Source organism: Sanyastnella coralliicola, assembly GCF_030845195.1.
GTDB classification, from domain to species: domain Bacteria; phylum Bacteroidota; class Bacteroidia; order Flavobacteriales_D; family Sanyastnellaceae; genus Sanyastnella; species Sanyastnella coralliicola.
In genome coordinates, this window is sequence record NZ_CP132543.1 from 1,964,977 (window position 1) to 1,990,385 (window position 25,409).

Sequence of the window (25,409 nt, forward strand, 5' to 3'; positions counted from 1 at the left end):
CTTCAATTTGTACCTTGTCTTATACACTAGAATGCCCTTGAATCTGAGATCGAACGTTTTACTAATCCTCCTGCTTTGCCTGTTGCCATTCGCGGCATCAGCAACGCATATCGTGGGTGGTGAAATGTACTACGAGCATATTGGGGGCAATGAGTACGAAATCACACTCAAGGTTTACCGCGATTGTGGTCCTACCAACACCAACGGCACCTATTTCGATGATCAAGCGAGCATCGGAATCTTTACCGCCGGAATTCTTTACGACAATCTCCTTATTGATATTTCAGACGCCGTCATTACTGAAGTACCGGTTGCCCTAGAAAATCCTTGCTTTGTGCTCCCTCCTGATGTTTGTGTTGAGGAGGCAGTTTATGTGGCTTACATTGATTTGCCGCCTAGTCCGGTTGGCTACGATCTAATCTACCAGCGTTGTTGTCGTAATCCGTCGATCATCAATATCAACTTCCCTGAAGATTCGGGAGCGACCTTCTTTGCGCACGTTCCTGCAGAAGATGTAACTACCGATAACTCGAATCCTCAGTTCAATAATTTTCCGCCAGTGGCTTTATGCGCTAACGCGGAATTCTTCTTCGATCACAGTGCGACAGATATTGATGGAGATAGCTTGTCTTACTCTTTTTGTGCGCCTTTGCTAGGCGGAACGCCGGAATTTCCAATGCCTTCGCCTCCAGCAGCTCCGCCCTACGTGCCTGTGAGCTGGGCTACAACCTTTAGCGATACCTACCCGATTACTTCTGATCCTGGCTTTAACATAGACCCCGTCACAGGGGAAATTACAGGTACCCCCACCCTCCCGGGTCAATTCGTCATCGGTGTTTGCGTGGAAGAGTGGAGAAACGGCGTGCTTCTCAGCACCACAAACCGAGATTTCCAGTTCAACGTGACGATCTGTGATCCCACCATTATTGCTTCTATTCCTGAACAAGAGCAATTCTGTGATGGACTAACATTCCAATTCTCTCAAGAATCCATCAACGCTGAAGGCTTCTATTGGGATTTCGGAGATCCAACCACAGACGATGATAACAGTACAGACCCGAGTCCGGTCTATACCTACGCTGACACGGGTGTTTACGAAGTAACGCTCATAGCCAATCCAGGCTGGAGCTGTGCAGATACCACGACTACGGAGTACTCGGCCTATCCGATCATTATTCCCGTCATCCAACAAGACGACTTTGTCTGCATCAATGGGAATGGCGTCTACGATTTCGTAGCGGCCGGTGATTACGATAGTGACGCTACCTTCTTCTGGGACTTTGGCCCATCAGCGAATCCGAGTTCCTCCGAAGATCAAAACCCCGAAGGCGTGATATTCGGGGAGGTCGAAACATTTGACGTCACGCTAACAGTCTTCGACAATGGTTGCGAGGAAACCTCGGTGGAAACTTATGAGGTTCCGCTGCCTCCTCAAGCCTCTATAGTGGCTCAAGACAGCTATTGCGAAGGACTCACATTCACCTTCGAAAACAACTCAACCAACGCCACAGAGTTCACTTGGGATTTCGGCATTCCAGGAGACGATGATGTGACCATAGAGGTAGAACCCCAATACACCTTCCCTGATACCGGAGAATACGTGGTTACACTCATTGCAACCGCGCCGGGTGCCTGTCCAGATACGACCACGGCAGAGTTTGGAATCTACTGGCTTCTAGACCCGTATTTCCTGGCTCCAGATCCACAGTGTTTTGAAGGGAACAGCTTCAACTTTACCGGAGAAGGCACCGAAGAGTCGCAAGCAGTTTACACTTGGGAGTTCGATGGCCCGGCTTCTCAAGAGACCTCAAACTTTCAGAACCCAACAGGCATTAACTACGATGAATCAGGAGAATTCGATGTGACCTTGACGATCGAGGCCAATGGATGTATCGATAGTTACACGGCACCAGTGGAGATCATTCCTAACCCAACCATCGGATTTGAAGGCGAAGGGGCTGCTTGTCCGCCGATGAATGTCCATTTCGACAACACCTCATTCACGGCAACCACGGCAAACTACGTCTGGGATTTCGGTGATGGCGGTACCTCAACCGCTGCGAACCCAACGCATACCTACACACTCCCTGGCACCTACACGGTTAGTCTTCAAATGACTTCCACCGGATTCTGTGCCGAGGTTTTGAATGAAGTACAAGTGGGTATTGTGACCGTTTATCCCGTGCCATATGCCGCCTTTGATATCGAACCGAATACTGTCAATATCCTAGAACCAGAAGTTGAGGTGATGGACCTTTCAGAGGGAGCTATTCAAGTGTACTACAACTTCGGAGACGGAGGATCAAGCTCAGAGTCTGACCTTACCTACACATACACAGATGCCGGTATTTTCGACGTTACGCAGACCGTGGTTAACCAATATGGGTGTACCGCTGTAGCAACAGGTGAAGTCTCTGTGGAAGGATTCATGTTCTACGCTCCGAACGCCTTTACTCCGAATCACGATGGGATCAACGACGTCTTCTTGCCAAGCGTTATTGGTGTTACTAGATACCAAATCCAGATCTACAACCGATGGGGTGATATCATATTCGAATCAGACGATCCGAATGAACCTTGGCTAGGAAATGTTGACGGAGGCGATCACTTCGCCCAAGACGGAATGTACGTCTATCGCGTCGTGGCTCATGACCTGATTGGCCTCCCTCATGAGTTTGAAGGACACGTTGTTCTTCTGCGTTAAACTCTCTGCGCACAAAGTGTTATTCTCACATTAACATCTTGCCCTTAAGTCTCCAAGATTCAAGACGGTATGCAATACATACCTATTTTTTTGTTAGATTTACGTAGAACCAAAACCAAAACTGTCGGGTATGTCTGATGGAGCGAATCACAGAGACGACCTTTTTTCAAAGGCTGTCAGAGCGGGGAAGCGTACCTACTTCTTCGACGTCAAAACAACTCGAGGTAACGATCTATACATGACGATTACCGAGAGTAAGCGCCGTTTTTCCGATGACGGACGCTATCACTACGAAAAGCATAAACTCTTCCTGTATAAAGAAGACTTCGAGAAATTCGCCGAAGGTCTACAAGAGACTATAGAGCGCATTGAAGCATTACGCAATAGCGGAAACTACAGCGAAGAATCACCAATGGATCGTTCACCTGAACATGATTCAGAACAGGAACCACAACAACACCACGCCCCCGCTGCTGCCAGTGAGGAGCACGTGAAGGAGTTCACTGATATCGAATTTGACGATTTAGAGGATTAGTTGGTCGAGTGTCTAGAGTCAAGAGTCGAGACACTTTCCAATGACTAAGAACTAAAGACCAATAACTAAGGAATTCTCCCTTAGAAAGAAACCATACGCTGCGCATGTTCAGTCATTAGACTCAACATGCGTTCGTTGTTTATAGCCCCATCATGAACGGATTTGTCGATCTGAGAGAACTTTGGCTTTTTGTAGAGTACGCTCACTTGGAGGTAATTCAGAACATTTGTGAATTGATCCATGCCTCGAGCGGCTCCTGACATTCCTGAAGAGACACCAATCAATCCAGCTTTCTTACCGTGAAGTACTTTTGGAGGGATACAATCGATGAAGGCTTTTAAGACACCAGGAAATCCACCGTTGTATTCCGGAATGACGAAGATGTACTTCGTTGCTTCCTCCATGGTGTTGATGAGATTGTTCATTAGTGGTGACTTCTCTTCCCATGCATCAGCGAAGACGAAATCTCGTGGCAAGTCTTTGAGATGAATATGTGTCGGGGTTACTCCATTCTCTTCTAGCTGATAACCATAGGCTTTAGCCACCAATTCACTCATGCTATTTGGCCTATTCGTACCTGTGATGACCACAAATTTATCGTCTGATTTTATCTCCATCTTATTAACCTGATTTTCACCGAAACCTGTGTAAAACTTCATTCCTTGTAGCCCTCGAATAGTGCTACCTTTACGGATTCGGAGTTGTATCTTAACACAACACTTGAACGCGAAGTACGTTCATCGAAAGCAAATAATCCACGCGATATGAAATTCACTTGGTTCGGACATGCCTCTTTTAGTTTAGAAATGGGTGGAAAACAGTTGGTTTTCGATCCTTTCATTACTCCGAATGAACAAGCTAAATCGATTGATGTCAACGCCATTCCTGCTGATTACGTTCTCTTGAGCCATGGGCATGCTGATCACGTCGCTGACGCGGAAGCCATCCTAACACGCACTGGAGCGACTTTGATTAGCAACTACGAGATTGTTTCGTGGTACGGTGAAAAAGGAATTGAGAATGCGTGGCCGATGAACCACGGTGGAAAACACCAATTCGATTTCGGTACAGTGCGCTACGTGAATGCGGTGCACTCAAGTGTGCTTCCTGATGGTACCTATGGTGGAAACCCTGGTGGGTTCATTATCGAGGCCGATGGAAGACGCATCTACTATGCCGGTGATACCGCGCTTCATATGGACATGGAGCTGATCGGTAGATACTGGAAGCCAGATTTGGCCATCCTTCCTATCGGTGACAACTTCACCATGGGCATTGAGGATGCCATTATATGTTGTGATATGATCCAATGTGATAAAGTGATTGGTGTGCACTACAACACCTTCCCTTTCATCAACATTGATTCCGCGCTAGCGAAAAAAGCATTCGCAAAGGCGGGTAAAGAATTGATCTTGCCGGGAATCGGTGAGAGTAAAGAAGTGTAAAGAATGGGTAAGATCATTGCTGTCGCCAATCAGAAAGGCGGCGTTGGAAAAACAACTACTGCGATCAACCTCGCAGCATGTTTCGGAGTTCTTGAATACAAGACACTGCTTGTAGACGCTGATCCTCAGGCGAACTCAACCTCAGGTGTTGGGATTGACCCGAAGAACATCAAAACAAGTGTGTACGAATGCCTCGTAGATGAAACAGATCCACGTGACATCATCATTTCGACGAACAACCCGAACCTAGATCTTCTGCCTGCTCACATTGATTTGGTAGGAGCCGAGATTGAGTTGATCAACATGCCGAACCGCGAATACATGATGCGTAAGGCGCTGGCGAAAGTGAAAGACGATTATGACTTTATCATCATCGACTGCTCGCCTTCTCTTGGTTTGATTACCGTAAACTCATTGACCGCTGCCGATGACACCATCATTCCGGTTCAGTGTGAATACTTCGCCCTTGAAGGACTTGGGAAACTGTTGAATACCATCAAAATCGTTCAAAGTAAACTCAATACTGACCTCGGTATTGAAGGCATCTTGTTGACGATGTACGATACACGCCTCCGTCTAGCGAATCAGGTAGTGGATGAAGTACGCATGCATTTCCAAGAAATGGTGTTTGATACTATCATTCACCGAAACACTCGTCTTGGAGAGGCTCCAAGCTTCGGAGAGACGATCATCATGCATGATGCGACTTGTAAAGGATCAATTAACTATCTGAACCTTGCGCGAGAGATCTTGCAGAAGAATGAAATGACGCGTATTCGCGACAACGAGAAATATTTAGACCTCAATGGCTAAGCGACAAGCGCTCGGAAGAGGCCTTAGCGCCCTGCTAGAAAATGCAGCCAATGCTCCTGAACCGAAACCGGTTGAGAAAGGAAGCATTGGAAACGTGGCGGGTTCGATTGCCATGCTGCGTATTTCGCAAATTGAAGCCAACCCCTTCCAGCCACGTACAAAGTTCAACGAAGAGGCACTTCAAGAACTAGCACACTCTATTTCAGAGTTGGGGATCATTCAGCCTATCACTGTTCGCAAAATTGGCGCGAATAAGTTTCAGCTCATCAGTGGTGAACGCCGTTTCCGTGCTTCACAGATCGCTGAACTGGAAGAAGTTCCTGCGTACATACGGAGTGCGAATGATCAAGAAATGCTCGAGATGGCCCTCGTTGAGAACATCCAACGAGAGAACCTTGACGCCATTGAAATTGCCATTTCATACCAACGACTTCTCGAAGAGTGTGAACTAACTCAAGATGAGCTAAGTGACCGCGTGGGGAAGAACCGAGCTACGGTCAGCAACTACTTGCGACTGCTCAAACTTCCTGCTGACATTCAGCTTTCGATCATTGAGAAAAAGCTAAGCATGGGACATGCACGCGCATTGATCACACTCGACGATACGAAGAAGCAGCTTCAAATCATGAAGCAAGTCATCGATCAAGACTTGAGCGTTCGTGCTACAGAGGCTTTGGTTCGTGATGCACGAGAAAACACAAAAAGCGCTAAGAAGGCAACAGCCTCGAAGTCATTGTCGTTCGAACATCAGAAAGTAAGAGCAGATCTTCGTTTGAAATTTGGAAGAAGTGTAGAACTTCGCGCCAAAGACGACGGAAGTGGAAAGATTGAAATCAACTTCAAAGATGAAGACGATCTGAAACGCCTGCTCGAATCACTTGACCTTTGAAAACGCTTTACCTCTGTATATTTCTTTTGATCTCTTGCCTAGCCCAGGCTCAACTTACAGATACTACTGAAGTTGTCACCATTGCGCCGGTTGAAGAACACTCTGTGCGTAAAGCAACACTGCTGAGTACCTTCGTTCCGGGTGCCGGACAGATCTACAACAAGAAATATTGGAAGGCTCCCATTGTATATGCCGGTCTTGGTACAGCGATTTACTTCATTGATGATAACACCAAGAACTATCGCAAATGGCGTGACAACCTCATCGCTGAAGAAGATGGTGATCCGAATACGATCAATACGACTGGACTGAGTTCGAGCGTCCTCAGGGAGAATATGGATCTGCGAAGAAGATGGCTAGATCTAAGCTATATCGCTCTAGCCGGCGTATACGTCCTGAACATCATTGATGCGCATGTGGATGCGCACTTGTTCCATTTCGACGTTTCTGAAGATCTCACCTTAATTGTCCACCCATCCGTCATTCCATCCTACAGTGTAAATGCTGGAATTGGACTAACCCTGAATTTCTAATTTTACGACATATGCGACTGGCTATCATAGGATATGGAAAAATGGGTAAGGCGATTGAACGCATTGCCGAGGAACGTGGTCATGACGTTGTGCTACGCGCTACCTCCAAGGCCCCTGCCCTGCCTGAGCACCTCGAAGGTGTGGATGTAGCCATTGAGTTCACCTCACCACATTCTGCCGCAGATAATCTATTAGCCTGCATGGAAGCCGGAGTACCTGTCGTATGCGGTTCTACCGGTTGGTACACCAGATTAGAAGAAGTATCTCACGAAGCTTCACAACATGACGGTGCCTTGCTCTATGCGACCAACTTCAGCATTGGCGTAAACGTCTTCAATGTACTAGTGAAAAGAGCCAGCGAGATTATGTCTCGACTGGATGAGTACACGCCAAGTATCATCGAAGCCCATCACGTGAGCAAGAAAGATGCTCCAAGTGGCACTGCATTAACGATTTCAGACATTGTGTTGGACCACTACCAACAATTCGATGGCTGGACGGATGATATGGAAGAAGAAAACAAACTTCCCATTGAGTCAATTCGCGAAGGAGATGTAAAAGGACTACATACGGTAGACTTCACATCCAGCATTGATCAAATTAGACTAACACACGAAGCCTTCTCTCGTGATGGATTTGCGCTGGGTGCAGTTCAAGGAGCAGAATGGCTGAAAGATAAAACTGGCGTGTTCACCATTGGTGACATGCTTCAAAACCTATTGAAATGAGCATTTTCGAAATATTATTGATCCTTCTTTATCTGGTCTATTTCGTATCGCTACCATCGATTTTCAAACGCATTGGTCTTCCTTCATGGCATGGATTCGTCCCTGTGCTTCAGTGGATTACATGGTTGAAAGCCATTAAACGTCCGTGGTACTGGGTGTTTGTACTCTTCATCCCTGGAGTGAACCTGCTGATGCTAGGTATCATGAATGTTGAGCTAGGTATCGCCTTCACGAAGGAAAGCACGAAAGACCAATGGTACTTCGGTGCGCTTCCTTGGGCAGCTATCCCTGATCTCGCCTTCCGCATGAAGGATGTGAAGTATGTGGGACCACGAGACTGGAGCAAGTCTAAGAAGAGCATGATGCGTGAATGGGGTGAGGCGATTTTGTTCGCTGTTATTGCCGCATCAGTGATTCGTTCATTCTTCTTTGAAGCATATACTATTCCAACAGGATCGATGGAAGGATCGATGCTTGTGGGTGATTACCTCTTTGTAAGTAAAATGAGCTACGGTGCGAAAGTGCAACAAACCCCTTTGTCTGTACCTTTCGTTCACAATGCCCTCCCTGGTTCCATGACCAATTCTTATGTTGAATGGTGGAGCCTTCCATACTTCCGCCTTCCTGGCTTTGGAGACGTGGAGCGTTATGATCCGGTCGTGTTCAACTTCCCTCATGGGGATTCTGTGCTTGTGCACCCGCAATTGGCTGGTCATGACTACTACGCCATCATTCGTAACCGAGGAGTTCAGATTGCCGGGTCTTACGAAGCATACGACACCGATCCAGAAGGATACAACGAACAAGCACGTCGTTCTTTCACTCAGAATTCTCGTCAACCGATAGGTATCAAGCGTCGACCGGTAGACAAAGCGGAGAACTACATCAAGCGTTGTATTGGTCTACCTGGTGAAGATCTAGAGATTCGAGACCGCGTTGTTTACATCAATAATGAAGCGATTGAAACTCCAGAAGGTGTGCAGTTTAACTACAAAGTAGCACTGAATAACCCGGTAGAAATCAAGCGTGTCAAGGACAAACTCGAGCTGACCGACCTTGATTTTGGTACTACTGAACAGGGACTGATGGACGAGTCTACGATTGCGCTTACTGCTTCTGAGGTAGAGAAATTGAAGGCGATGAACGTAACGGCTTCTATTGAATTGGAAGATCAATCAACCACACGTGGCACCATGACGATCTTCCCGAATTCGCAACAGGCTCCGTATGACTCTTGGGATGTAGATAATTTCGGTCCATTGCATATTCCTGCGAAGGGTGAGTCAATTGACCTCAATCTAGAGAACCTTCCTCTTTACCGCAGAGCTATTTCAGTCTATGAAGACAATGAGCTTGAAGTGAAAGACGGAGTCATCTACATCAACGGTGAGTTGGCGAGTTCATACACTTTCCAACAAGACTACTACTGGATGATGGGAGATAACCGCCACAATTCAGCTGATGCCAGAATGTGGGGCTTTGTTCCTGAAGACCATATCGTTGGTAAGGCTGTCTTCACTTGGTTCTCGAAACAAAATGAAGTTCAGCACGGCGAGTCTAAGATCCGCTGGGAACGTATGTTCCGTACTGTTGACTAAATGGAGGTTTTTCCAGCAGTTTGCTTTCCTTCTTTAGGTTACCTGCGTGCTTTGGCTAGCGCCGAAGAGGCGGTCATTGATATTGGCGAGTTCTACGTAAAGCAGAGTTACCGCAACCGTTTTGACATACTTGGACCTAACGGTAAACTCAGTGTTACCGCACGGGTTGAAGGAAGCGCCCGAAAAGGCGTATCCGTCAAAGACGCGAAGCTGGTCAATGACGAATGGCGAAGACTTGCGAAGAAAGGCATCCAAGCCGCTTATGGGAAATCAGCCTACTTCATCCACTACTACGATGAAATTGAAGCGTTGATCAACGATGCAGTCTACTTATCAGACCTATCGGTCGGAAGCATTCAATTCCTTCTTGAACAATGGGAGCGAGCCATTCCCGCGATTAGCGAGACCTACGTGGAAACCGAAATAACAAAGGATCATCGTACGCGCCATGCCTTCATTGAAGATGATATCAAGCAGGCGTATACACAAGTATTCAGCGATCGATTTGAATTCGTCGCAGATCTTTCGGGAATTGATTTGCTGATGAATCTTGGACCTGCAGGCGCAGAGTTCCTTTCGTAGCGATTATCCTTTATCCAGGAATAGATCGAGAATGACTACTCGCTTATCCTCTACTTTGTAATAGATGCGGTAATTCCACGCTAGAATTGAGCGGTAATCACCATTTAGGGAAGAGAACTTCGCTTTACGTGATTGGTGAATAGGATTTGAGCCAAGCTTTCTCATGCGGTTCATCACGGCCATGCGTGCGTCTTCTGCACCAATCAGCGATGTAGATGCTACCTTCTCAATTAGCGTGCGAAAAGCCTCTTCTGCACGCTCACTAACAAGAACTTTGTACTGACTCATGGTACAAATGTAAGAAAGAGTCAGCGCAGGCAGTTATATTTGACCTCGACCAAATCTCAAGCAATGAAGAAGCTCCTATTATTCGTGGCGCTATGCCTCAGCTTTACAGCATTTTCCCAAACTCTAAGTGTAGAAGAAGCCGTAATGGAACGGTGGACAACCTTCTACCCTGAGAATCTTTCTCAGCTTCAGTGGGTGAAGGGAACCGACAACTATGCCTTCGCAAAAGACGATCAACTCAAGATCTACAATATGCGAGGACGAATCGTTGGAGCGATCACGCTTGAGCAAATCAACAAGCATCCTGATCTAAAGCTCGAGTCGTTACCGCGATTCAAGTTTACATCGTCAAATACGGCGGAGTTTAGTTCGGCAGACAAGAACTACACGGTTGACGTGAAGTCAGGTAAAGTGGCGTCAGCAGGAGAAAAAGGAAAACCGATGGCCAATGAAGAAAAGGCCAGCAACGGTAACACCGCCTTCACTAAAGAGAACAATGTCTTCGTCAATACCCCTGGTAAAGTCACACAAGTGACTGATCACCCGGAAGGGATTGTCGCTGGACAAGCCATTGCTCGTTTCGAATTCGGTATTGGTAAAGGTCTCTTCTGGTCACCGAGTGGTGAACGATTGGCGTTTTATGAAAAAGATGAGCGCAATGTGACCGAATACCCGTTGGTTGATATGAACGCTACGCCGGCAGAGCTGAACGCCATTCGCTACCCTATGGCCGGAAGCAGCAGCGAGCACGCCGCTTGTGGAATCTATGATGTGCGTTCTGACAAAACCGTATACCTAAATGTCAACGGTGGCGTTCGCGACGATAGCTACTACATCACCAACCTGGCATGGACTCCTGACAATCAATCGGTGATTGCGGCGATTGTCAATCGTGACCAGAATGTAAGTCGTGTGGTTAAGTTCAATGCAAGCACAGGAGAGGTTGATCGTATTCTTTTCACAGAGAGCGACGATAAATACATCGAACCGGAACAACCGGTCATGTTCATTCCTGATGGATCTGGAGACTTCATCTGGTTCAGCGAACGCGACGGCTTCAACAACATCTACCGATATGGTGCTGATGGGAAGCTTCGTGGCAGAACAGAAGCCACCTTCCCTATTACTGAACTTGTAACATTCAGTCCAAAAGGAAAATTTGCGGTTGTACATGCGCACGGTCCAAACCCTACAGAAACACACGCGTACCGTGTTGATCTGATGACCATGCAGATGTCGAAGATTACAACACAAGCGGGAACGCACCGTGTGATGGTTTCTGGCTCAGGGAAATTCATCATTGACACCTGGTCAAGTGTAGACACACCACGTAAGATCGAATTGAAGAGCGTGAGTGGCAAAGCTTCTCGCGTTTTGCTTGATGCCGCTGACCCTATGGCTAATCGCGCAATCGGTAAAACCGAGTTGCTGACAATTAAAGCAAACGACGGTACTGACCTTCACGCACGTCTGATCACTCCTCCAAACATGGATATGAACAAGAAGTATCCAGTAGTAGTGTACGTATATAATGGTCCACACGTGCAGTTGGTGACCAATAGCTACATGGCGGGAGCACCTTTATGGATGCACTCATTAGCTGGAGATGGATACATCGTATTCACTGTTGACGGAAGAGGATCAGCAAACCGTGGTAAAGACTTTGAGCAAGCCGTATTCCGTCAACTCGGTAACCAGGAGATGGAAGATCAATTAGCTGGTGTGAACTACTTGAAATCACTTCGTTTCGTGGATAGTGAGCGCATGGCGGTTCACGGTTGGAGTTTTGGAGGATTTATGACAACCTCATTGATGCTTCGTCAACCAGGTACTTTCAAAGTGGGTGTTGCCGGTGGTCCTGTAATTGACTGGACGCTTTACGAAGTCATGTACACAGAACGCTACATGGATACGCCAAAGCAAAACCCTGAAGGTTTCGAAGAGTCAAATTTAACCAACTACGTGAGCAATCTTGAAGGTGATCTCTTGATGATTCATGGTACCATTGATGACGTTGTGGTGATGCAACATAACATGCGTTTCCTGAAAGCATGTGTTGATGAAGGTGTTCAGGTAGACTTCTTTGTTTACCCCGGGCATCCGCACAATGTGCGTGGTAAAGACCGTGTGCACCTGATGACAAAGGTGATTGACTACATTAAAGCAAACCTCTAAGCCGTGTCGAGGAAGATCCTCTTGATTCTTCCCTACCCTCCCGGACATGCTCCCAGTCAGCGTTTCCGCATAGAGCACTTCATCCCAATTCTAGAAGAAGAAGGATGGGAAGTGACCATTGCTCCATTCTTAGACGAAGCTACTTGGAAGATCTATCACCGACCAGGTAGGCAAGTCCAAAAGCTATGGGGGCTTATCAAAGGATTTGGTCGGAGGTATCGTATGCTTTTTGTTGTGCGGAAATTCGATCGGGTTTGGGTTCACCGAGAGTGTGCTCCTTTGGGGCTTCCTTTAATCGCTTGGTACTTATCGAAGATCGCTAACCAGCAGTACCTGTTTGAATTTGACGATGCCATTTGGCTTCCGAACGTCAGTGCCGGGAACCGTAAATGGTCTTTCATCAAACCTTATGGTAACGCGAAGAAGCTTATGAAATGGAGTGGCGTGAATGTCGCTGGAAATGATTGGCTAAAGGCTAACGCCGAAGAGCTCAACCCTAGATCGTTCACGCTTCCCACGATAGTGGATACAGAACAAAACCATCGCTTCACACAAGACCAACAGACAGAAAAACCCAACATCGGCTGGACTGGATCACACTCAACCCTCCCCTATCTCGAAGCGCATTTGCCCATCCTCCAAAAGGTATACGAGCAACACCCATTCAAATTGGTGGTCATCAGTGACATTCAACCCACTTTCGATTTTCCAGATCTTGAATTCATTGAATGGAGCTCAGCAACGGAAGGAGAAGACTTACTTAAGTTCCACATTGGCATCATGCCTTTGCCCGATGAAACTTGGGTTAACGGGAAGTGTGGGTTCAAATTGATCCAGTACATGTCTGAAGGAATTGTTCCTGTAGCAGACAGGCTTGGCGTAAACGCTCAAGTCATTGATCATGAGAAAAATGGCTTCCTCTGTTCTAATGAGGAAGAGTGGACGAATGCCCTACTTCGATTGTTGCGAGATCACGACTTGCGCAGCAACATGGCTCAAGGATGCAGACCGTGGATAGAAGAACGATATTCAGTAGCGTCTCAACGGGAGTTATTCCTACATTTGCTCGACTAAGAAATCAACCCCATGGCAACAGCTGAAGGCGTTATGCAACGCACCCCTCTTTACGATGAGCACGTTAAACTTGGTGCTAAGATGGTTCCATTCGCAGGATTTGAAATGCCTGTGCAATACACTGGAGTGAAAGACGAGCACATTTGCGTGCGCGAAGCAGTAGGAATGTTCGACGTTTCACACATGGGTGAATTCGTAGTTACTGGTCCTGGCTCTATCGACTTCCTTCAGAAGGTGACTTCGAATGACGTTAGCAAACTTGTTGATGGTAAGGTTCAGTACTCATGCCTTCCAAACGGCAAAGGAGGAATTGTTGATGATTTGCTCGTTTATCGAATTGCCGAAGAGAAGTTCCTATTGGTAGTGAACGCTTCTAACATGGAGAAGGATTGGAACTGGTTGAACGAGAACAACTCTTTCGATTGCACACTCGAGAATAAAAGCGACGATTGGGCTCTATTGGCTGTTCAAGGTCCTAAGACATCAGAAGCACTTCAGTCATTGACATCGGTAAACCTTGCCGAGATGAAATACTACACTTTTGAAGTGGGTGAATTCGCTGGTGTTCAAGGTGTAATGATTTCAGCAACGGGATACACTGGTGCAGGAGGCTTCGAGCTCTACGTTAGAAATTCAGATGCTCCAGCGGTATGGAATGCTGTAATGGAAGCTGGTAAAGACCATGGCATCAAGCCTTGCGGTTTAGCTGCGCGTGATACACTCCGCTTAGAAATGGGCTTCTGCCTCTACGGAAACGATATTGATGACACGACTTCTCCTATCGAAGCCGGTCTAGGTTGGATCACGAAGTTCACGAAGGATTTCATTGATGGAGACCTTCTCAAGAAGCAAAAAGAAGACGGTCCTTCACGTAAACTGGTTGGATTCGAACTCGTTGACCGAGGCATTCCTCGTCAAGGGTATGACATTGTTGATGCAGATGGAAACAAAATCGGCTATGTAACAAGTGGTACGATGAGTCCGTCAACCAACAAAGCGATTGGAATGGGCTACGTGTCTACGGAACACGCTAAAACCGATAACTCGGTGTATATTGCTATCAGAAACAAGCAGATTGAAGCGAAGATCGTTCGTCCGCCGTTTTACAAAGCCTAACAGATGACATTAGAAGACCGCGCCAGAGTAGAAGTTTGCTTTTCCCCTAAACAGTACGAACTCTACAAGTCTGATTTTCAGATTTGTGTAGTAATTGATGTGTTAAGAGCTACTTCTGCGATTTCGACTGGTATCGACAACGGTATCGAGGCGGTCATTCCAGTGAGCTCAATTGACGAAGCTCGCGAATACTTGAACAACGGTTATACAGTTGCTGCTGAGCGCGGTGGTGAAGTAGTAGAAGGCTTCCCTTTTGGGAATAGCCCATACGCTTTCATGGACCCTTCTCTTAAAGGCAAAGAGGTTGTACTGACCACTACCAATGGTACAAAGGCTATCCACATGGCAAGTGAAATGCCTACGGTCATTATTGGGTCATTGAATAACCTCGATGTTGTTTGTCGATGGTTGATTGAACAGCGTAAAGATGTGCTGCTTCTTGGTTCAGGTTGGAAAGACAAGTTCAACCTAGAAGACACAATCTGTGCAGGGGCCATCGCCGATCAATTGATTGAATCTCGTTTGTTCAAGGCAGAAGAAGATTCAACGATTGCTGCAAAGTTCATCTACCGCAGTGCTCGTGAAAACATTTTCAGCTTCCTACGTGCTTCATCTCATCGTCGCAGACTTCGTCGTTTGAACCTCAATGAAGACGTGAAGTACTGCTTGACTCCGAACAACGTGCGTTCGATTCCTATTCTTAAAGACGGTAAACTCGTTAAACTAGCGTACGAGTATGAGCCGGTTCATTAAGCTTCTAGTTCTTGCGCTTTTCTTAATTAGCCTACCGGCCGAAGCGAATGCTCCTTGGGGCTTCTTTGCTCATCGTAGAATCAATGAGCTCGCTGTTTATACGCTCCCTACTCCCCTGTTCTCTTTCTACAAAGAACACATTGACTTCATCAAGGAACACGCTGTGGATCCTGACAAAAGAAGATATGGTGTCAAAGGAGAAGCTGAACGTCATTATATAGACATCGATCATTATTACAAGTACGATACGACAGGGAGAGTGCATGCCAATCCTTTCAACCTCATGCCGAGGAAATGGGTAGATGCCGTGGAGAAATACACCGAAGACACCCTACGCGCCTACGGAATTGTGCCTTGGCATATCCCGATGTACAAAGATCGTCTGACGCGTGCCTTTGAACAGCAAGACGTAGCTAAGATCTTACGCTACTCTGCAGAGCTCGGACATTACATCGCTGATGCTCATGTCCCTCTCCACACCACAGAGAACTACAACGGCCAAATGACCAATCAAAAGGGAATTCACGGTTTCTGGGAATCAAGAATCCCTGAACTCTATGAAGATAATTGGGACTTCTTCGTTGGGAAAGCCAGATACGTAGAGAACCCTCTCGACATTTCATGGGCTATTGTAGAAGCCAGTCACGCAGGAGTAGATTCAGTACTCCGCTTCGAGCGTGAGCTCAACGAGCAGTTCCCCCAAGACGCCAAATACAGCTACGAAGAACGCGGACGTGTCTTGACCAAAGTCTACAGTGAAGAATACAGCAAAGCCTACTACGACATGCTCGACGGTCAACAAGAACGTCGCATGCGCGCTTCAGTTATTATGGTAGGAAGTGTTTGGTACTCTGCATGGGTAGATGCGGGGCAACCAAACCTCGTTCTCAGTCAAGAGATCGATCTAGAAGAAGCCGAAAAAGCCATTCAGGAAGAGCTGAATGTGGAGAGTAAGCCAGAGTTGAAGAAGCGGGAACACGAATGATCTAAGACTTATGGCTTAAGGCTTAAGGCCTAGGGCTTGACGTAGGCGGTATGCGGTAAGCCGAAGAATTCAGGTAAGATCATTGGCCAGAACAATGTATTCAGCTTACGGCATACGGCTTACCGCCTACAGTTCGTAGAGGCTCTGCAACTTTTTTCATGCGAAACGTAACCTTGTAGGATTTCACGAAGTATAAGGGTAAGAACTAACTTACATGCACCCTCATGAAAAAGCTAACACTCAGCATTTTACTCGCACTAATCGTAAGCGTTGCGAGCGCTACCCTTCCGAAGGTATTATTCTATGGGAACGTGATTGCCGGTGATATCGGCGACATTGTTGCCCCTACTGAAAAAGTAGATGAGACGTTTATGAACGGCGTAATGGTCACCATCGAATGTGAAGGTGAGGTTATCCGTGAATACGCGAACAGATCAACAGGATTCTACTCTGTCATCCTGGATAGTGGAAAGAAATACATGGTGACATTCTCGAAAGACGGATTCATCTCAAAGCGTTTTGAGATCAACACCGAAGCGGTAGTGCCGCTAGAAAAGAAGTCATTCAAGATGTACACAGACGTGACCTTGTTTGAAAAACCAGACAAAGGAGATTTCTCAGCATACGAGAAGCAGCCGGTTGCGAAGTGCAAGTATAACAACACGAAGCAACGCCTTGATTGGGATATGGACTATGCACGCATGGCCTTCAATCACTTCGTGAAAACAGCAAAGAACGTAGAAGCTACTGCCTCTGTTGCTGAAGAATAAGAATGGAAACTGGAGTTATCCAGTCATTAAATAGGATCAAAAGCGTCGCTCAGGTGGCGCTTTTTTTATGCCCTGATTTTGAGTTCTTATCTTCCCAGCATGAGAATCATCTTAACCATTGGGCTCAGCCTTTGCCTTTCTGGCTTATTCGCTCAAGCATCTTTCGACCTAAAAGGCATGAATTACGAGGGTGATGAAGCCATCCATGTAGAGAAATTGGCTACAGACAGCCTGGCTTCTACCTTCATGATCTGGATTAAAGAAGGTGTCAAAGCCCATTTTCACGCTTCCCACACAGAGTATGTATATGTACTCGAGGGAGAAGGATCAATGATGTTGGGTGAAGAAGAAGTGATGATTCAACCTGGACAACTGATCTATATTCCGGTGGGTACCGTGCACTCTGCGGTAGTGAAAGCAGGCAGTGAGCTTAAAGTACTCTCTGTACAAACCCCGGAATTCAAAGGACAAGACCGCGTTTTTATAGAACCTTACCGCAGGCCAGATTCAAAGTGAGGCACTAAGGCCTGTGTCAAAGATTCAGGACAACGGGTTGGACGCCCACTTTCCATATCAATAAAGACCAAGGTGGTATTCGCTAGGGTTAATAGCTCCTCTTCTTCTCCTTCGCTCACGCGGAAACACTTGTAGGAAAATGAAATTCGGGCTTTTGGCAACTCAATAATACTCGTTTCTATACGCACCTCATCGTCGTATTTGGCTGGTTTTACGTATTTTACATCATACGTAAGGACAGGCAACATCACGCCTTGGTCTTCCATGGCGCGGTAACTTAGTCCGAGTGAACGCAACGACTCTACTCGACCTACTTCGAACCAGGCAGCATAATTGCCATAGTAGACGTAGCCCATTTGGTCTGTTTCACTGTACCTTACGCGAACATATGTAGAGTGGGTGTACATGAAATTTGAATCTTGAAATCCTAAACCGTGTTTCTAGGGTTAATATGGTGTTAAGCTTGGATTATCTGGCGCCATCCTGAAACCAAACTTCAAGTCAAAACTCTTAAGTGTCTGTTAGACACTAGCGTGCCCCTAAGATGATGTCGCGGAAGCTATGCAATCCGCATGGAACATACAAGGGGTAAATTCACGAAAAAACGCGCGGAACGCAGAATTGACGCAAATTTCAGTCTCAGAGAAAAAACTAGAAAGTCAATAGGGTTGGCGCTTTTTTTTTCATTTTTTTCTCCAAATATTTGTTCGCTCTAAAGGGGTAAGCACCTCCCCTTAGCAACCTTAACAAGTTGCGTTAATAATTAGTTAACACTTTTAATTTCTGGTATTTCCATGGCTACGGATCACAATCAGGTTTGGCAGAATTGTATTGACATCATCAAAGACAATGTCAGCATGCAGGCATTTAAGACCTGGTTTGAGCCTATCAAACCGGTGAAGCTGGAAAAGAGTGTTTTGACAATTCAGGTCCCATCACAGTTCTTCTACGAATGGTTAGAAGAACACTATGTGCCACTCTTAAAAAAGATTATCCGCAAGGAGCTTGGTCCGGAAGGTCGGCTAGAGTACAGCATTATCATGGAAAACAACTATGATAACGCTAACCCGTACACTGTAAAAGTACCGACAACGAACAAGAAAGCGATCAAGAATCCTTCGGTATCGATGCCGCTTGATATGAGCGATACGCCTATTAAGAACCCGTTTATCATCCCGGGTCTACGTAAGCTAAACATCGACTCTAACCTGAACCCAAACTACTCTTTTGACAATTTCATCGAAGGCGATTGCAACCGTCTAGCACGATCAGCTGGATTCGCGGTAGCAAACAAACCAGGAGGTACGTCATTCAACCCACTTCTTATTTATGGAGGAGTTGGACTTGGTAAGACGCACCTGGCCCACGCAATCGGTATTGAAATTAAAAATCAGTACCCTGAGAAGACTGTCCTTTACGTTTCCTCTGAAAAATTCACTCATCAGTTCATTGACGCTGTAAAGAATAACAGCGTCAATGACTTCAGTCACTTCTATCAAATGATTGACGTGCTGATCATTGATGACGTTCAGTTCTTCAGCGGAAAGGAAAAGACGCAAGATGTCTTCTTCCACATTTTCAACCATCTGCATCAAACAGGAAAGCAAATCGTTCTCACCAGCGACAAGCCACCTGTTGAGATGCAAGGAATGGAACAGCGCCTACTCTCTCGTTTCAAATGGGGATTGAGCGCTGACCTTCAGACACCATCACTAGAAACGCGTATCGCTATTCTAGAAAAGAAGATGTACGCAGATGGAATCGAACTTCCTAAGGAAGTAGTAGAATACCTTGCTTACAGCATTACCACGAACATTCGCGAGCTAGAAGGAGCCCTTATCTCCTTGATCGCTCAAGCATCACTGAACAAGAAGGCGATTACGCTTGACCTTGCGAAGCAGATGATTGATAAGTTCGTGAAGAATACTGCGCGTGAAGTAAGCATCGACTACATCCAAAAGGTGGTATGTGACTACTTCGATCTTCCGATCGAATTGCTCAAGTCTAAAACACGTAAACGTGAAATCGTACAGGCTCGTCAGATCGCTATGTACTTTGCAAAGAAGATGACGAAGTCTTCGCTAGCCAACATCGGCTTGCACTGTGGAGGAAAAGATCACGCCACCGTACTTCACGCTTGCAGAACGGTCAACAACCTCCAAGAAACGGACAAACACTTCCGTAAGTACTTGGAAGACCTCGAGAAGAAACTAAGCATCCAATAAATAAAAACCCGGACCAAACGTCCGGGTTTTCTTTTATTTCCTGTGTGGATTAAATGGAGACCACTTATTGTAATATCGCTGTACGGGTGGGTGCCCCTTCTTAATCTTCCACTTCTTTTTGTGGAAGTCATTCTTCTGCACCTTGCAGCCTGTAGCACCACCTGAAAGCGCTACCAAGATGGCGATGAAGAATATAGAGACCAATTTCTTTGCGTTCATCTGACTAATTTTAATCAAAGTTACGCGCGGAGTATCCTCCAGTTTGTAGGTCAACGTCTACCTTCCATGTAGTCTGAAATCGTCAAATGCACTAGGAATCAACATCATATTCCTAAAACGCGAAGCCTACTCCCAATTGCTGAATCGTTTCTTCTTGGAACATGAAGCCATACTTGAACACCAAAGTTTTGGCGAATTTCAATCGCAAACCTGCTTCTGGATAGAACCGAAATTCTGTTTGATCAGAATTCCGAAACCAGTCTGTTTCCCAAAAGTCTCCATCGTCAAAGTAGACATCTGCCTCTTCATACACAGTGTAATAGCCTGCCCCACCGCCAACATACCCGAACAAGGGGTACACCAACTTGAATGTCAACCCTGTGGAAACGGCGATATTCGCCTCTCTTATCTGACCTGTTAGGACTCCTTCTCCTGGGTGGGTCTCGTTGCCAGCGTTATCCACTTCATAGAGCACTCCAAAGCCGGTAAATATCTCAGCGTTCATCTTGATATTCATGTATCCACCAACTCCCCTCTTATTCAGTCTTCCGAAATCAAGACCAAAGGGACTTTGCTCATCGTAACTGTAAAGCAAGAAGCCTTGGCTTCGTTGATTCAATCTTCGCACGCAGCGCTTGATCTGATTGCGGCATTCCTCTGCCTTACTCCCCATGGAATACACATTCAAATACTGCTCGTAGTTCGCTTTGGCATTCGAATAATTCTTGAGCTTGAAACTCGATTCCGCGTTAGCGAAGTAATAATTGAGCAAGAGATTCTTGATATCCATAATCCCTTGGTCACCCGGAAAACGGTTCACATATCGGTTATGCATATCGATCATTCCCGACTCGTTTCGAGAATCTGCACAGTTCTTGGCAATGCTCACATAAGAACGACGCATTCTGTCATTGGCTGTGCTAATGTATTTTCCACTGCGATAAGTATCAGCATACTTTTCGGTGTCTTCAATGTAGTTTGAATCCAGGGCCTTTTTCCAGAGAATCTCCTCCTCACATTTTGCCACCATATTCGTTGCCTCAGGATCGTTCGATCGATGGGTAAGCGCTTGCTTAAAGTAATCCAGGGATTGAGTGTAGTTTTGATATTCGAAAGCTGCGTGACCGTTTTCCATGGAAGACTTATAGCCTTCCTTCGCTACCATTGACGGAGTATTGTAAATAGCATCTACAACACTTCTTGCATTGGGATCGGCACTAACATTAGGATCTGACAAGATCTCTAACGCCTTTTCATACTCTTCAAAATCGATGTAATAACCCACAGCATTCAATGCGTAGTCTACCTTCGTCTTATCTTCTTCCCATGCTTCATACCATGCCTGACACGCTGCTCTCGGGTTATTCGATGACTCAAATTGCTCTGCATCCTTTACGAGGTTAACAGTAGTGTCGTCAGAGAGCATTTCTTCAGTGAAAGCATCAATTTTCGCCTGTAATTCTGCGTCTGCCTTTTTTTGCGCCTTGACTAGGTACTTCTCGACTTTAGGCTGGTTGTCTAAATGATAAAACGCCATGGCAGTGTATAGATATCCATCACCACGACTTGGATCAGCAATAACCAACTCTGAGGCAATGAGTAACACATCTTCCCAAAGATTTAGCTCAACTTTCTCTTTTACTCTGGATTCTATTTCGGCAAAAGACTCTTGACTAATGCCTGTCACTCCGATGAAGCAGAGAGTGATAATCAGTGCTATTCTTTTCATCTCTGTAGTTCTTAATCGAATTTCTTGAGTAGGTCCTGATACTTGTAAGAGGAATTCTGCCTACGCAAAACTCCGAGGTCTCTATCAGAAATCCCATTCACTCTACTATTGTACTCCGTCTTGTACTTCTTACTTGCTTTTTCGCAACCTGAGTAATACTGCGTTCCCATCTCTAATTGGTGCGCACAACTGATGAGATTATTTGCTGAGCTCCAAATGTCACCTACAATTCCAGAACCCCAACAAGATGCCCCTGCGCTGCTGCAGGCATCCATGATGCGCAGACGCTCAGGCTCTACTCTACTTTCGTAGTCATAGACTTTTGCTCTAAAAGCATCTTCATGGTCACTAATTTGGGCTTCAAGTGAATTAATCTTGAGCTTTCTACCATCAATCGCATCGACTAAGATTTCTCTTTTAGCAGCGAATGCCTCTTTCAAATCATTCACCTCCTCGTTGATCTTAGAAGGTAAATCAACAGTGAGGTCCCAGATTTCATCATCGAGTTGTTTTATTTCAGCTTCCCTTACCTGCTTTTCATTCTTCTGTTCACGCTCAATTCCTTTTTCAATTTGTTCTAAGCGATCGATTTCGTTTTCCAAATCAGTCTGTTTGATCACTAGAAGATCAATATCGGCTTGTGTTAGATCTTGGGGATTGTCTAATAGGTACTCGACCTCATTGAGCTCGGCTCTTTTAGCTCTTAGTATGGTCTTGTTGTCATCTATTTCGCCGTCTTTTCGTTTGATGAAGGCAACTAACTGATCTCGAATGAGTTCTCTTCGACGTTCCTTCTCTTCAATTTCTTGCTGATTCTCTTTCCGAAGTTGATCCTCCAACTTGATGATTGCTGCAGCCTCTTCTTCAGCCAACTCGTCAATTTTCGCTTCCAGAATTCCAACCTTTAATTCAGCATAGTGCTTTTGGGCAATAGCACTCAGCCAATTCGCGATATCATTGTTTTGCTTGCTTTCCGCCTCTTCATTTACTTTTCTGACGTACTCTTTACTCAACTCCTGAATGCGTTCACGGATATCATTGTTGTCAGCGATGAGTTCATTCATCTCTTCGTTAATGTCATCTCGTTTTTTAGCGAATTCGTTTTCCTGGTATCGGAAATCATCTAATTCTTGGCGTTTATCAGCTAGCGCCGAATCAGCATTCGTCTTCTTTTTGCGAATCTTGTCAAGCTCTTTTTCTACCAATGCGTCGTATTCCCGCATGGCCTCGTCAACAGAAACTCGATACCAATGATTTACTTTACAAATCGGAGGTGGCCCTCCAGCCCCACAAGTCCCAGGATTATGCTCCTTGTATCCACGTCTTGCGGATTCACGGCGATTCTTCCATGACTCGCCGTTTTCGATTTCGTCAAGCTTTCTTTCTAGCTCTTCCTCGACAGCCATTTCGGTTTCGAGTTGTTTCCGTTCTAGATCACGAACTTCCTCTTCGAGTCGCTTTAATTTCAAGTCTTCAAGCACATAGGTGTCCATGTGCTTGCGGTTGAGCTCACCAACTTTTTCGCTGTTCTTCTCTTCCTTAGCTGCAAGTGACTCAATTTGCGATACTATCCCAGAGCCAGCTGTTTGGCCTGAAACGTAAAGGGTCAGAAAAAGAATAGGGATAACGATTACTCGTCGTAACAAAGATGCCACAGATGTCAGTTTAGGTCAGATTAATTCGGTTCCTACAAAGATCGCAAATTCAAACAACGCACTAAATCAATGGGTTGGGAGCAACATTCGAAGGGATTCAATCGAAATTTTTCGAGCATAAAGATTACCATGAACATTGCTTGCTAAGTTTTTTGAATCTTGCAGGTCAATCCACAAAGAAAATGTCACACCGTATCCTTATGGTTTGCCTCGGTAATATATGCCGGTCACCAATTGCCGAAGGCGTTATGAAACACCGCGCTGAAGAAGCTGGATTAGATGTATTTGTTGATTCCGCAGGAACCAGCGGATGGCATGAAGGGGAACTACCTGATCGGAGGTCGATTGAGATCATGAGAGCTTTTGACCTCGACATCACCGATCAACGTTCAAGACCCGTGCGTCAATCCGACTTTGAAGACTTTGATCTCATACTAGCCATGGACCGATCAAACTACGATAACCTAGTGGACATGGCAGCTACAGCAGAACAGAAAGACAAGGTCAAAATGATCTTAGCCTACGGCAACTCAGGAACTACGGCGAATGTGCCAGATCCTTATTACGGTGGTGATGATGGATTCAGAAATGTCTACTTGATGATCGATGAAGCCATTGTGGCGCTTGTCAACGATTTAGCTACCAACTAGCACAAGGGACGATCTTCCCTCCTCGTTGGCCACGCTTGCGTGTTTTTCCTTTACATCCTGGAGCACGGAAAATTGTGTACTTCAAATGGAAATAAATATCTGCTCCGTAGATGTCAGAATTGAAGAGGTATGGACCTAAGTTATCTGTACCGATGATAATGCTGTTCAATCGAACCATGAAACCAACTATCGGGTCTGCAATCTCATGCAAGGTAATCGGCAAGGCTGCTTCAAAACGCTTAATCTCGTAACGTGGCGTTAGCGAAAGCGACGCTGCTCGCTGAATACCAAAGTTTCTTTTGAAAGGAACGCCCATAACAAGGCTCGCATTAGCGTATACGTTGTAACCAAGATTGTAATCAAACTGAGCGCTTAAAGCTGCAGGTAATGCTACTCGGAAGTTTGCCTTTTGATTGTCTTCTTGGAGTTCGAAATTGTCATTCAAGAATGTGCTGACACCATCCAATCCTTCTGGATCGGCACTGTCGAAATTCTCTAAGGTGTACTCGCTGTCTTCATTAAAATCAGAAGCATAGAATACTGGATCAAACTTCACACGACCTATATCTAATAGTGCCACAGACACCTTGTACTGGTAATCACATGTTTCACAACCTCCTGCACGGAGATGTGGTATGTAGTTCGAAACACCAGACTTTGTCTTCTTGTAGGTAAAGCCAATGTCTACTCCCCAGCCTTTCCCAGTGTTCCATCCAGGTTCATTAAAACCGTAGGATCCAGAAATACTGTGGGTTTGCATGGTGGTTGAATCTTCTACCGTGAAATGCCACTCGTTCAAACGTGCCGCAGCAGCACCGATGCCAAACAAACGTTTCACATGTACCCCAGCCGTCAATAGATCATTTCCTGTTTGTCGAATGATTTGTCCGTAGGATAGTCCGGCCTCAGCCCAAGCTAAGGTGGTGGCACGCAAATTCGTGATACGCGTGTCTGTTCCTATGTAAGGTCCATATTGAAAACCATTGATGATGTAATCGGCTGTTTTCTGACCAAGTCCACGCACATCCGTCACACTTCTCACTCCGGTGTATAAACCAAACGAGTGCTTCCCAATGGTAGCCGTAACGGTAGGCCCTTGAACCAATACATCAGAATAGGCACGAAATGGCGCACGTTTTTCATTGTACAACACTTCGGCACCATTAAAACTGTTCGGATTGGTCAGCGAAACTTGATTGCCATCGAAGTGGACAAAGTCATTTCTCGCGAAGACACTAAACCCAACCAAGTGGATATCAATAAAGGCTTTTGAATCAACAATGGATGACGGATTCAACAAGAGGCTATTCGTTGGGGAATAGTTGCTGATCCCGATCCCGATGCTCTCTTGTGCGAACATCGATGATGCGAAAAGGCAAATTGTCAATATGAAGAGGGCGGCTTGCTTCATAGTCTCTTGATTACTA

At 45.8% G+C, this 25,409-nt stretch carries 25 protein-coding genes; 18 read left to right on the forward strand and 7 right to left on the reverse strand.

Translation table 11 applies throughout. The features are described 5' to 3' along the window. Positions 1-31 precede the first annotated feature (31 nt). Both RA156_RS08225 and RA156_RS08230 read left to right on the forward strand, forming a co-directional pair. Positions 32-2,704: a PKD domain-containing protein gene (locus RA156_RS08225; RefSeq protein WP_306644097.1), complete on the forward strand. Its 2,673-nt coding sequence runs from the start codon at positions 32-34 to the stop codon at positions 2,702-2,704. A 130-nt stretch (positions 2,705-2,834) separates the two neighbouring features. Further along, positions 2,835-3,239: a DUF3276 family protein gene (locus tag RA156_RS08230; protein ID WP_306644098.1), complete on the forward strand. Its 405-nt coding sequence runs from the start codon at positions 2,835-2,837 to the stop codon at positions 3,237-3,239. 80 nt (positions 3,240-3,319) lie between these two features. Here the strand turns inward: RA156_RS08230 and RA156_RS08235 are convergent, their stop codons facing one another. Then, positions 3,320-3,898 carry an NADPH-dependent FMN reductase gene (locus tag RA156_RS08235; RefSeq protein WP_306644099.1) on the reverse strand — a complete coding sequence of 193 codons (579 nt, stop codon included), beginning with the start codon at positions 3,896-3,898 and terminating at the stop codon, positions 3,320-3,322. A 105-nt stretch (positions 3,899-4,003) separates the two neighbouring features. Here RA156_RS08235 and RA156_RS08240 point away from each other — a divergent pair, with 105 nt between their 5' ends. The 7 genes from RA156_RS08240 to RA156_RS08270 are packed head-to-tail and all read left to right on the forward strand — an operon-like array spanning position 4,004 to position 9,827. Further along, a complete protein-coding gene (locus RA156_RS08240; protein WP_306644100.1) occupies positions 4,004-4,684 on the forward strand; it encodes a metal-dependent hydrolase in 681 nt (226 codons plus the stop codon). Positions 4,685-4,687: 3 nt separating this feature from the next. Beyond that, positions 4,688-5,497, forward strand: coding sequence for a ParA family protein (locus RA156_RS08245; protein WP_306644101.1), 810 nt, complete (start codon positions 4,688-4,690; stop codon positions 5,495-5,497). Beyond that, positions 5,490-6,386 (forward strand): ParB/RepB/Spo0J family partition protein, encoded by an 897-nt coding sequence (locus RA156_RS08250; protein ID WP_306644103.1) that lies wholly within the window; start codon positions 5,490-5,492, stop codon positions 6,384-6,386. The genes RA156_RS08245 and RA156_RS08250 overlap by 8 nt, the downstream gene beginning before the upstream one ends. Next, entirely contained in the window at positions 6,383-6,919 is a 537-nt protein-coding gene (locus RA156_RS08255) for a DUF5683 domain-containing protein (protein ID WP_306644104.1), read from the forward strand. The genes RA156_RS08250 and RA156_RS08255 overlap by 4 nt, the downstream gene beginning before the upstream one ends. Before the next feature lie 11 nt (positions 6,920-6,930). Continuing rightward, entirely contained in the window at positions 6,931-7,647 is a 717-nt protein-coding gene (gene dapB, locus RA156_RS08260) for a 4-hydroxy-tetrahydrodipicolinate reductase (protein ID WP_306644105.1), read from the forward strand. Next, positions 7,644-9,245, forward strand: a complete 1,602-nt coding sequence (locus RA156_RS08265) for a S26 family signal peptidase (RefSeq protein WP_306644106.1) — start codon at positions 7,644-7,646, stop codon at positions 9,243-9,245. Before dapB ends, RA156_RS08265 begins: the two co-directional genes overlap by 4 nt. Next, complete coding sequence (locus RA156_RS08270) at positions 9,246-9,827, forward strand: WbqC family protein (protein WP_306644107.1); 582 nt, start codon at positions 9,246-9,248, stop codon at positions 9,825-9,827. It begins immediately after the preceding gene. A gap of 3 nt (positions 9,828-9,830) precedes the next feature. Here the strand turns inward: RA156_RS08270 and RA156_RS08275 are convergent, their stop codons facing one another. Continuing rightward, positions 9,831-10,115 (reverse strand): type II toxin-antitoxin system RelE/ParE family toxin, encoded by a 285-nt coding sequence (locus tag RA156_RS08275; RefSeq protein ID WP_306644108.1) that lies wholly within the window; start codon positions 10,113-10,115, stop codon positions 9,831-9,833. A 63-nt stretch (positions 10,116-10,178) separates the two neighbouring features. Here RA156_RS08275 and RA156_RS08280 point away from each other — a divergent pair, with 63 nt between their 5' ends. The 7 genes from RA156_RS08280 (at position 10,179) to RA156_RS08310 (ending at position 17,504) form a co-directional block, all read left to right on the forward strand. Continuing rightward, the gene (locus RA156_RS08280; protein WP_306644109.1) at positions 10,179-12,290 is read left to right on the forward strand and encodes a S9 family peptidase; all 2,112 of its coding nucleotides are present in this window, start codon (positions 10,179-10,181) and stop codon (positions 12,288-12,290) included. A gap of 3 nt (positions 12,291-12,293) precedes the next feature. Beyond that, positions 12,294-13,364 carry a glycosyltransferase gene (locus RA156_RS08285; protein ID WP_306644110.1) on the forward strand — a complete coding sequence of 357 codons (1,071 nt, stop codon included), beginning with the start codon at positions 12,294-12,296 and terminating at the stop codon, positions 13,362-13,364. A gap of 33 nt (positions 13,365-13,397) precedes the next feature. After that, on the forward strand, positions 13,398-14,480 hold the full coding sequence (gene gcvT / locus RA156_RS08290) for a glycine cleavage system aminomethyltransferase GcvT (RefSeq protein ID WP_434064838.1): 1,083 nt from the start codon (positions 13,398-13,400) through the stop codon (positions 14,478-14,480). Positions 14,481-14,483: 3 nt separating this feature from the next. Continuing rightward, positions 14,484-15,233, forward strand: a complete 750-nt coding sequence (locus tag RA156_RS08295; protein ID WP_306644112.1) for a 2-phosphosulfolactate phosphatase — start codon at positions 14,484-14,486, stop codon at positions 15,231-15,233. Continuing rightward, positions 15,217-16,218 (forward strand): zinc dependent phospholipase C family protein, encoded by a 1,002-nt coding sequence (locus tag RA156_RS08300; protein ID WP_306644113.1) that lies wholly within the window; start codon positions 15,217-15,219, stop codon positions 16,216-16,218. Before RA156_RS08295 ends, RA156_RS08300 begins: the two co-directional genes overlap by 17 nt. A 224-nt stretch (positions 16,219-16,442) precedes the next feature. Then, entirely contained in the window at positions 16,443-16,988 is a 546-nt protein-coding gene (locus tag RA156_RS08305) for a hypothetical protein (protein WP_306644114.1), read from the forward strand. A 99-nt stretch (positions 16,989-17,087) separates the two neighbouring features. Next, positions 17,088-17,504 (forward strand): cupin domain-containing protein, encoded by a 417-nt coding sequence (locus RA156_RS08310; RefSeq protein ID WP_306644115.1) that lies wholly within the window; start codon positions 17,088-17,090, stop codon positions 17,502-17,504. On the opposite strand, the gene RA156_RS08315 is transcribed toward RA156_RS08310, so the two are convergent. Next, complete coding sequence (locus tag RA156_RS08315) at positions 17,480-17,911, reverse strand: acyl-CoA thioesterase (protein WP_306644116.1); 432 nt, start codon at positions 17,909-17,911, stop codon at positions 17,480-17,482. The two genes, RA156_RS08310 and RA156_RS08315, sit on opposite strands and share 25 nt — an antisense overlap. 387 nt (positions 17,912-18,298) lie before the next feature. On the opposite strand from RA156_RS08315, the gene dnaA reads away from it, so the two are divergent. After that, positions 18,299-19,729, forward strand: coding sequence for a chromosomal replication initiator protein DnaA (dnaA, locus tag RA156_RS08320; RefSeq protein WP_306644117.1), 1,431 nt, complete (start codon positions 18,299-18,301; stop codon positions 19,727-19,729). Between the two features lie 33 nt (positions 19,730-19,762). Here dnaA and RA156_RS08325 read toward each other — a convergent pair whose 3' ends face one another. From RA156_RS08325 to RA156_RS08335, 3 genes are all read right to left on the reverse strand, one after another. Next, positions 19,763-19,948: a hypothetical protein gene (locus RA156_RS08325; RefSeq protein WP_306644118.1), complete on the reverse strand. Its 186-nt coding sequence runs from the start codon at positions 19,946-19,948 to the stop codon at positions 19,763-19,765. A gap of 112 nt (positions 19,949-20,060) precedes the next feature. Next, entirely contained in the window at positions 20,061-21,677 is a 1,617-nt protein-coding gene (locus RA156_RS08330; RefSeq protein WP_306644119.1) for a hypothetical protein, read from the reverse strand. An 11-nt stretch (positions 21,678-21,688) separates the two neighbouring features. Beyond that, the gene (locus RA156_RS08335; RefSeq protein WP_306644120.1) at positions 21,689-23,332 is read right to left on the reverse strand and encodes a coiled-coil domain-containing protein; all 1,644 of its coding nucleotides are present in this window, start codon (positions 23,330-23,332) and stop codon (positions 21,689-21,691) included. Between the two features lie 248 nt (positions 23,333-23,580). Here RA156_RS08335 and RA156_RS08340 point away from each other — a divergent pair, with 248 nt between their 5' ends. Next, complete coding sequence (locus RA156_RS08340) at positions 23,581-23,982, forward strand: low molecular weight protein-tyrosine-phosphatase (protein WP_306644122.1); 402 nt, start codon at positions 23,581-23,583, stop codon at positions 23,980-23,982. On the opposite strand, the gene RA156_RS08345 is transcribed toward RA156_RS08340, so the two are convergent. Beyond that, the gene (locus RA156_RS08345) at positions 23,972-25,393 is read right to left on the reverse strand and encodes a DUF5723 family protein (RefSeq protein ID WP_306644123.1); all 1,422 of its coding nucleotides are present in this window, start codon (positions 25,391-25,393) and stop codon (positions 23,972-23,974) included. The two genes, RA156_RS08340 and RA156_RS08345, sit on opposite strands and share 11 nt — an antisense overlap. Between the last annotated feature and the right edge of the window lie 16 nt (positions 25,394-25,409).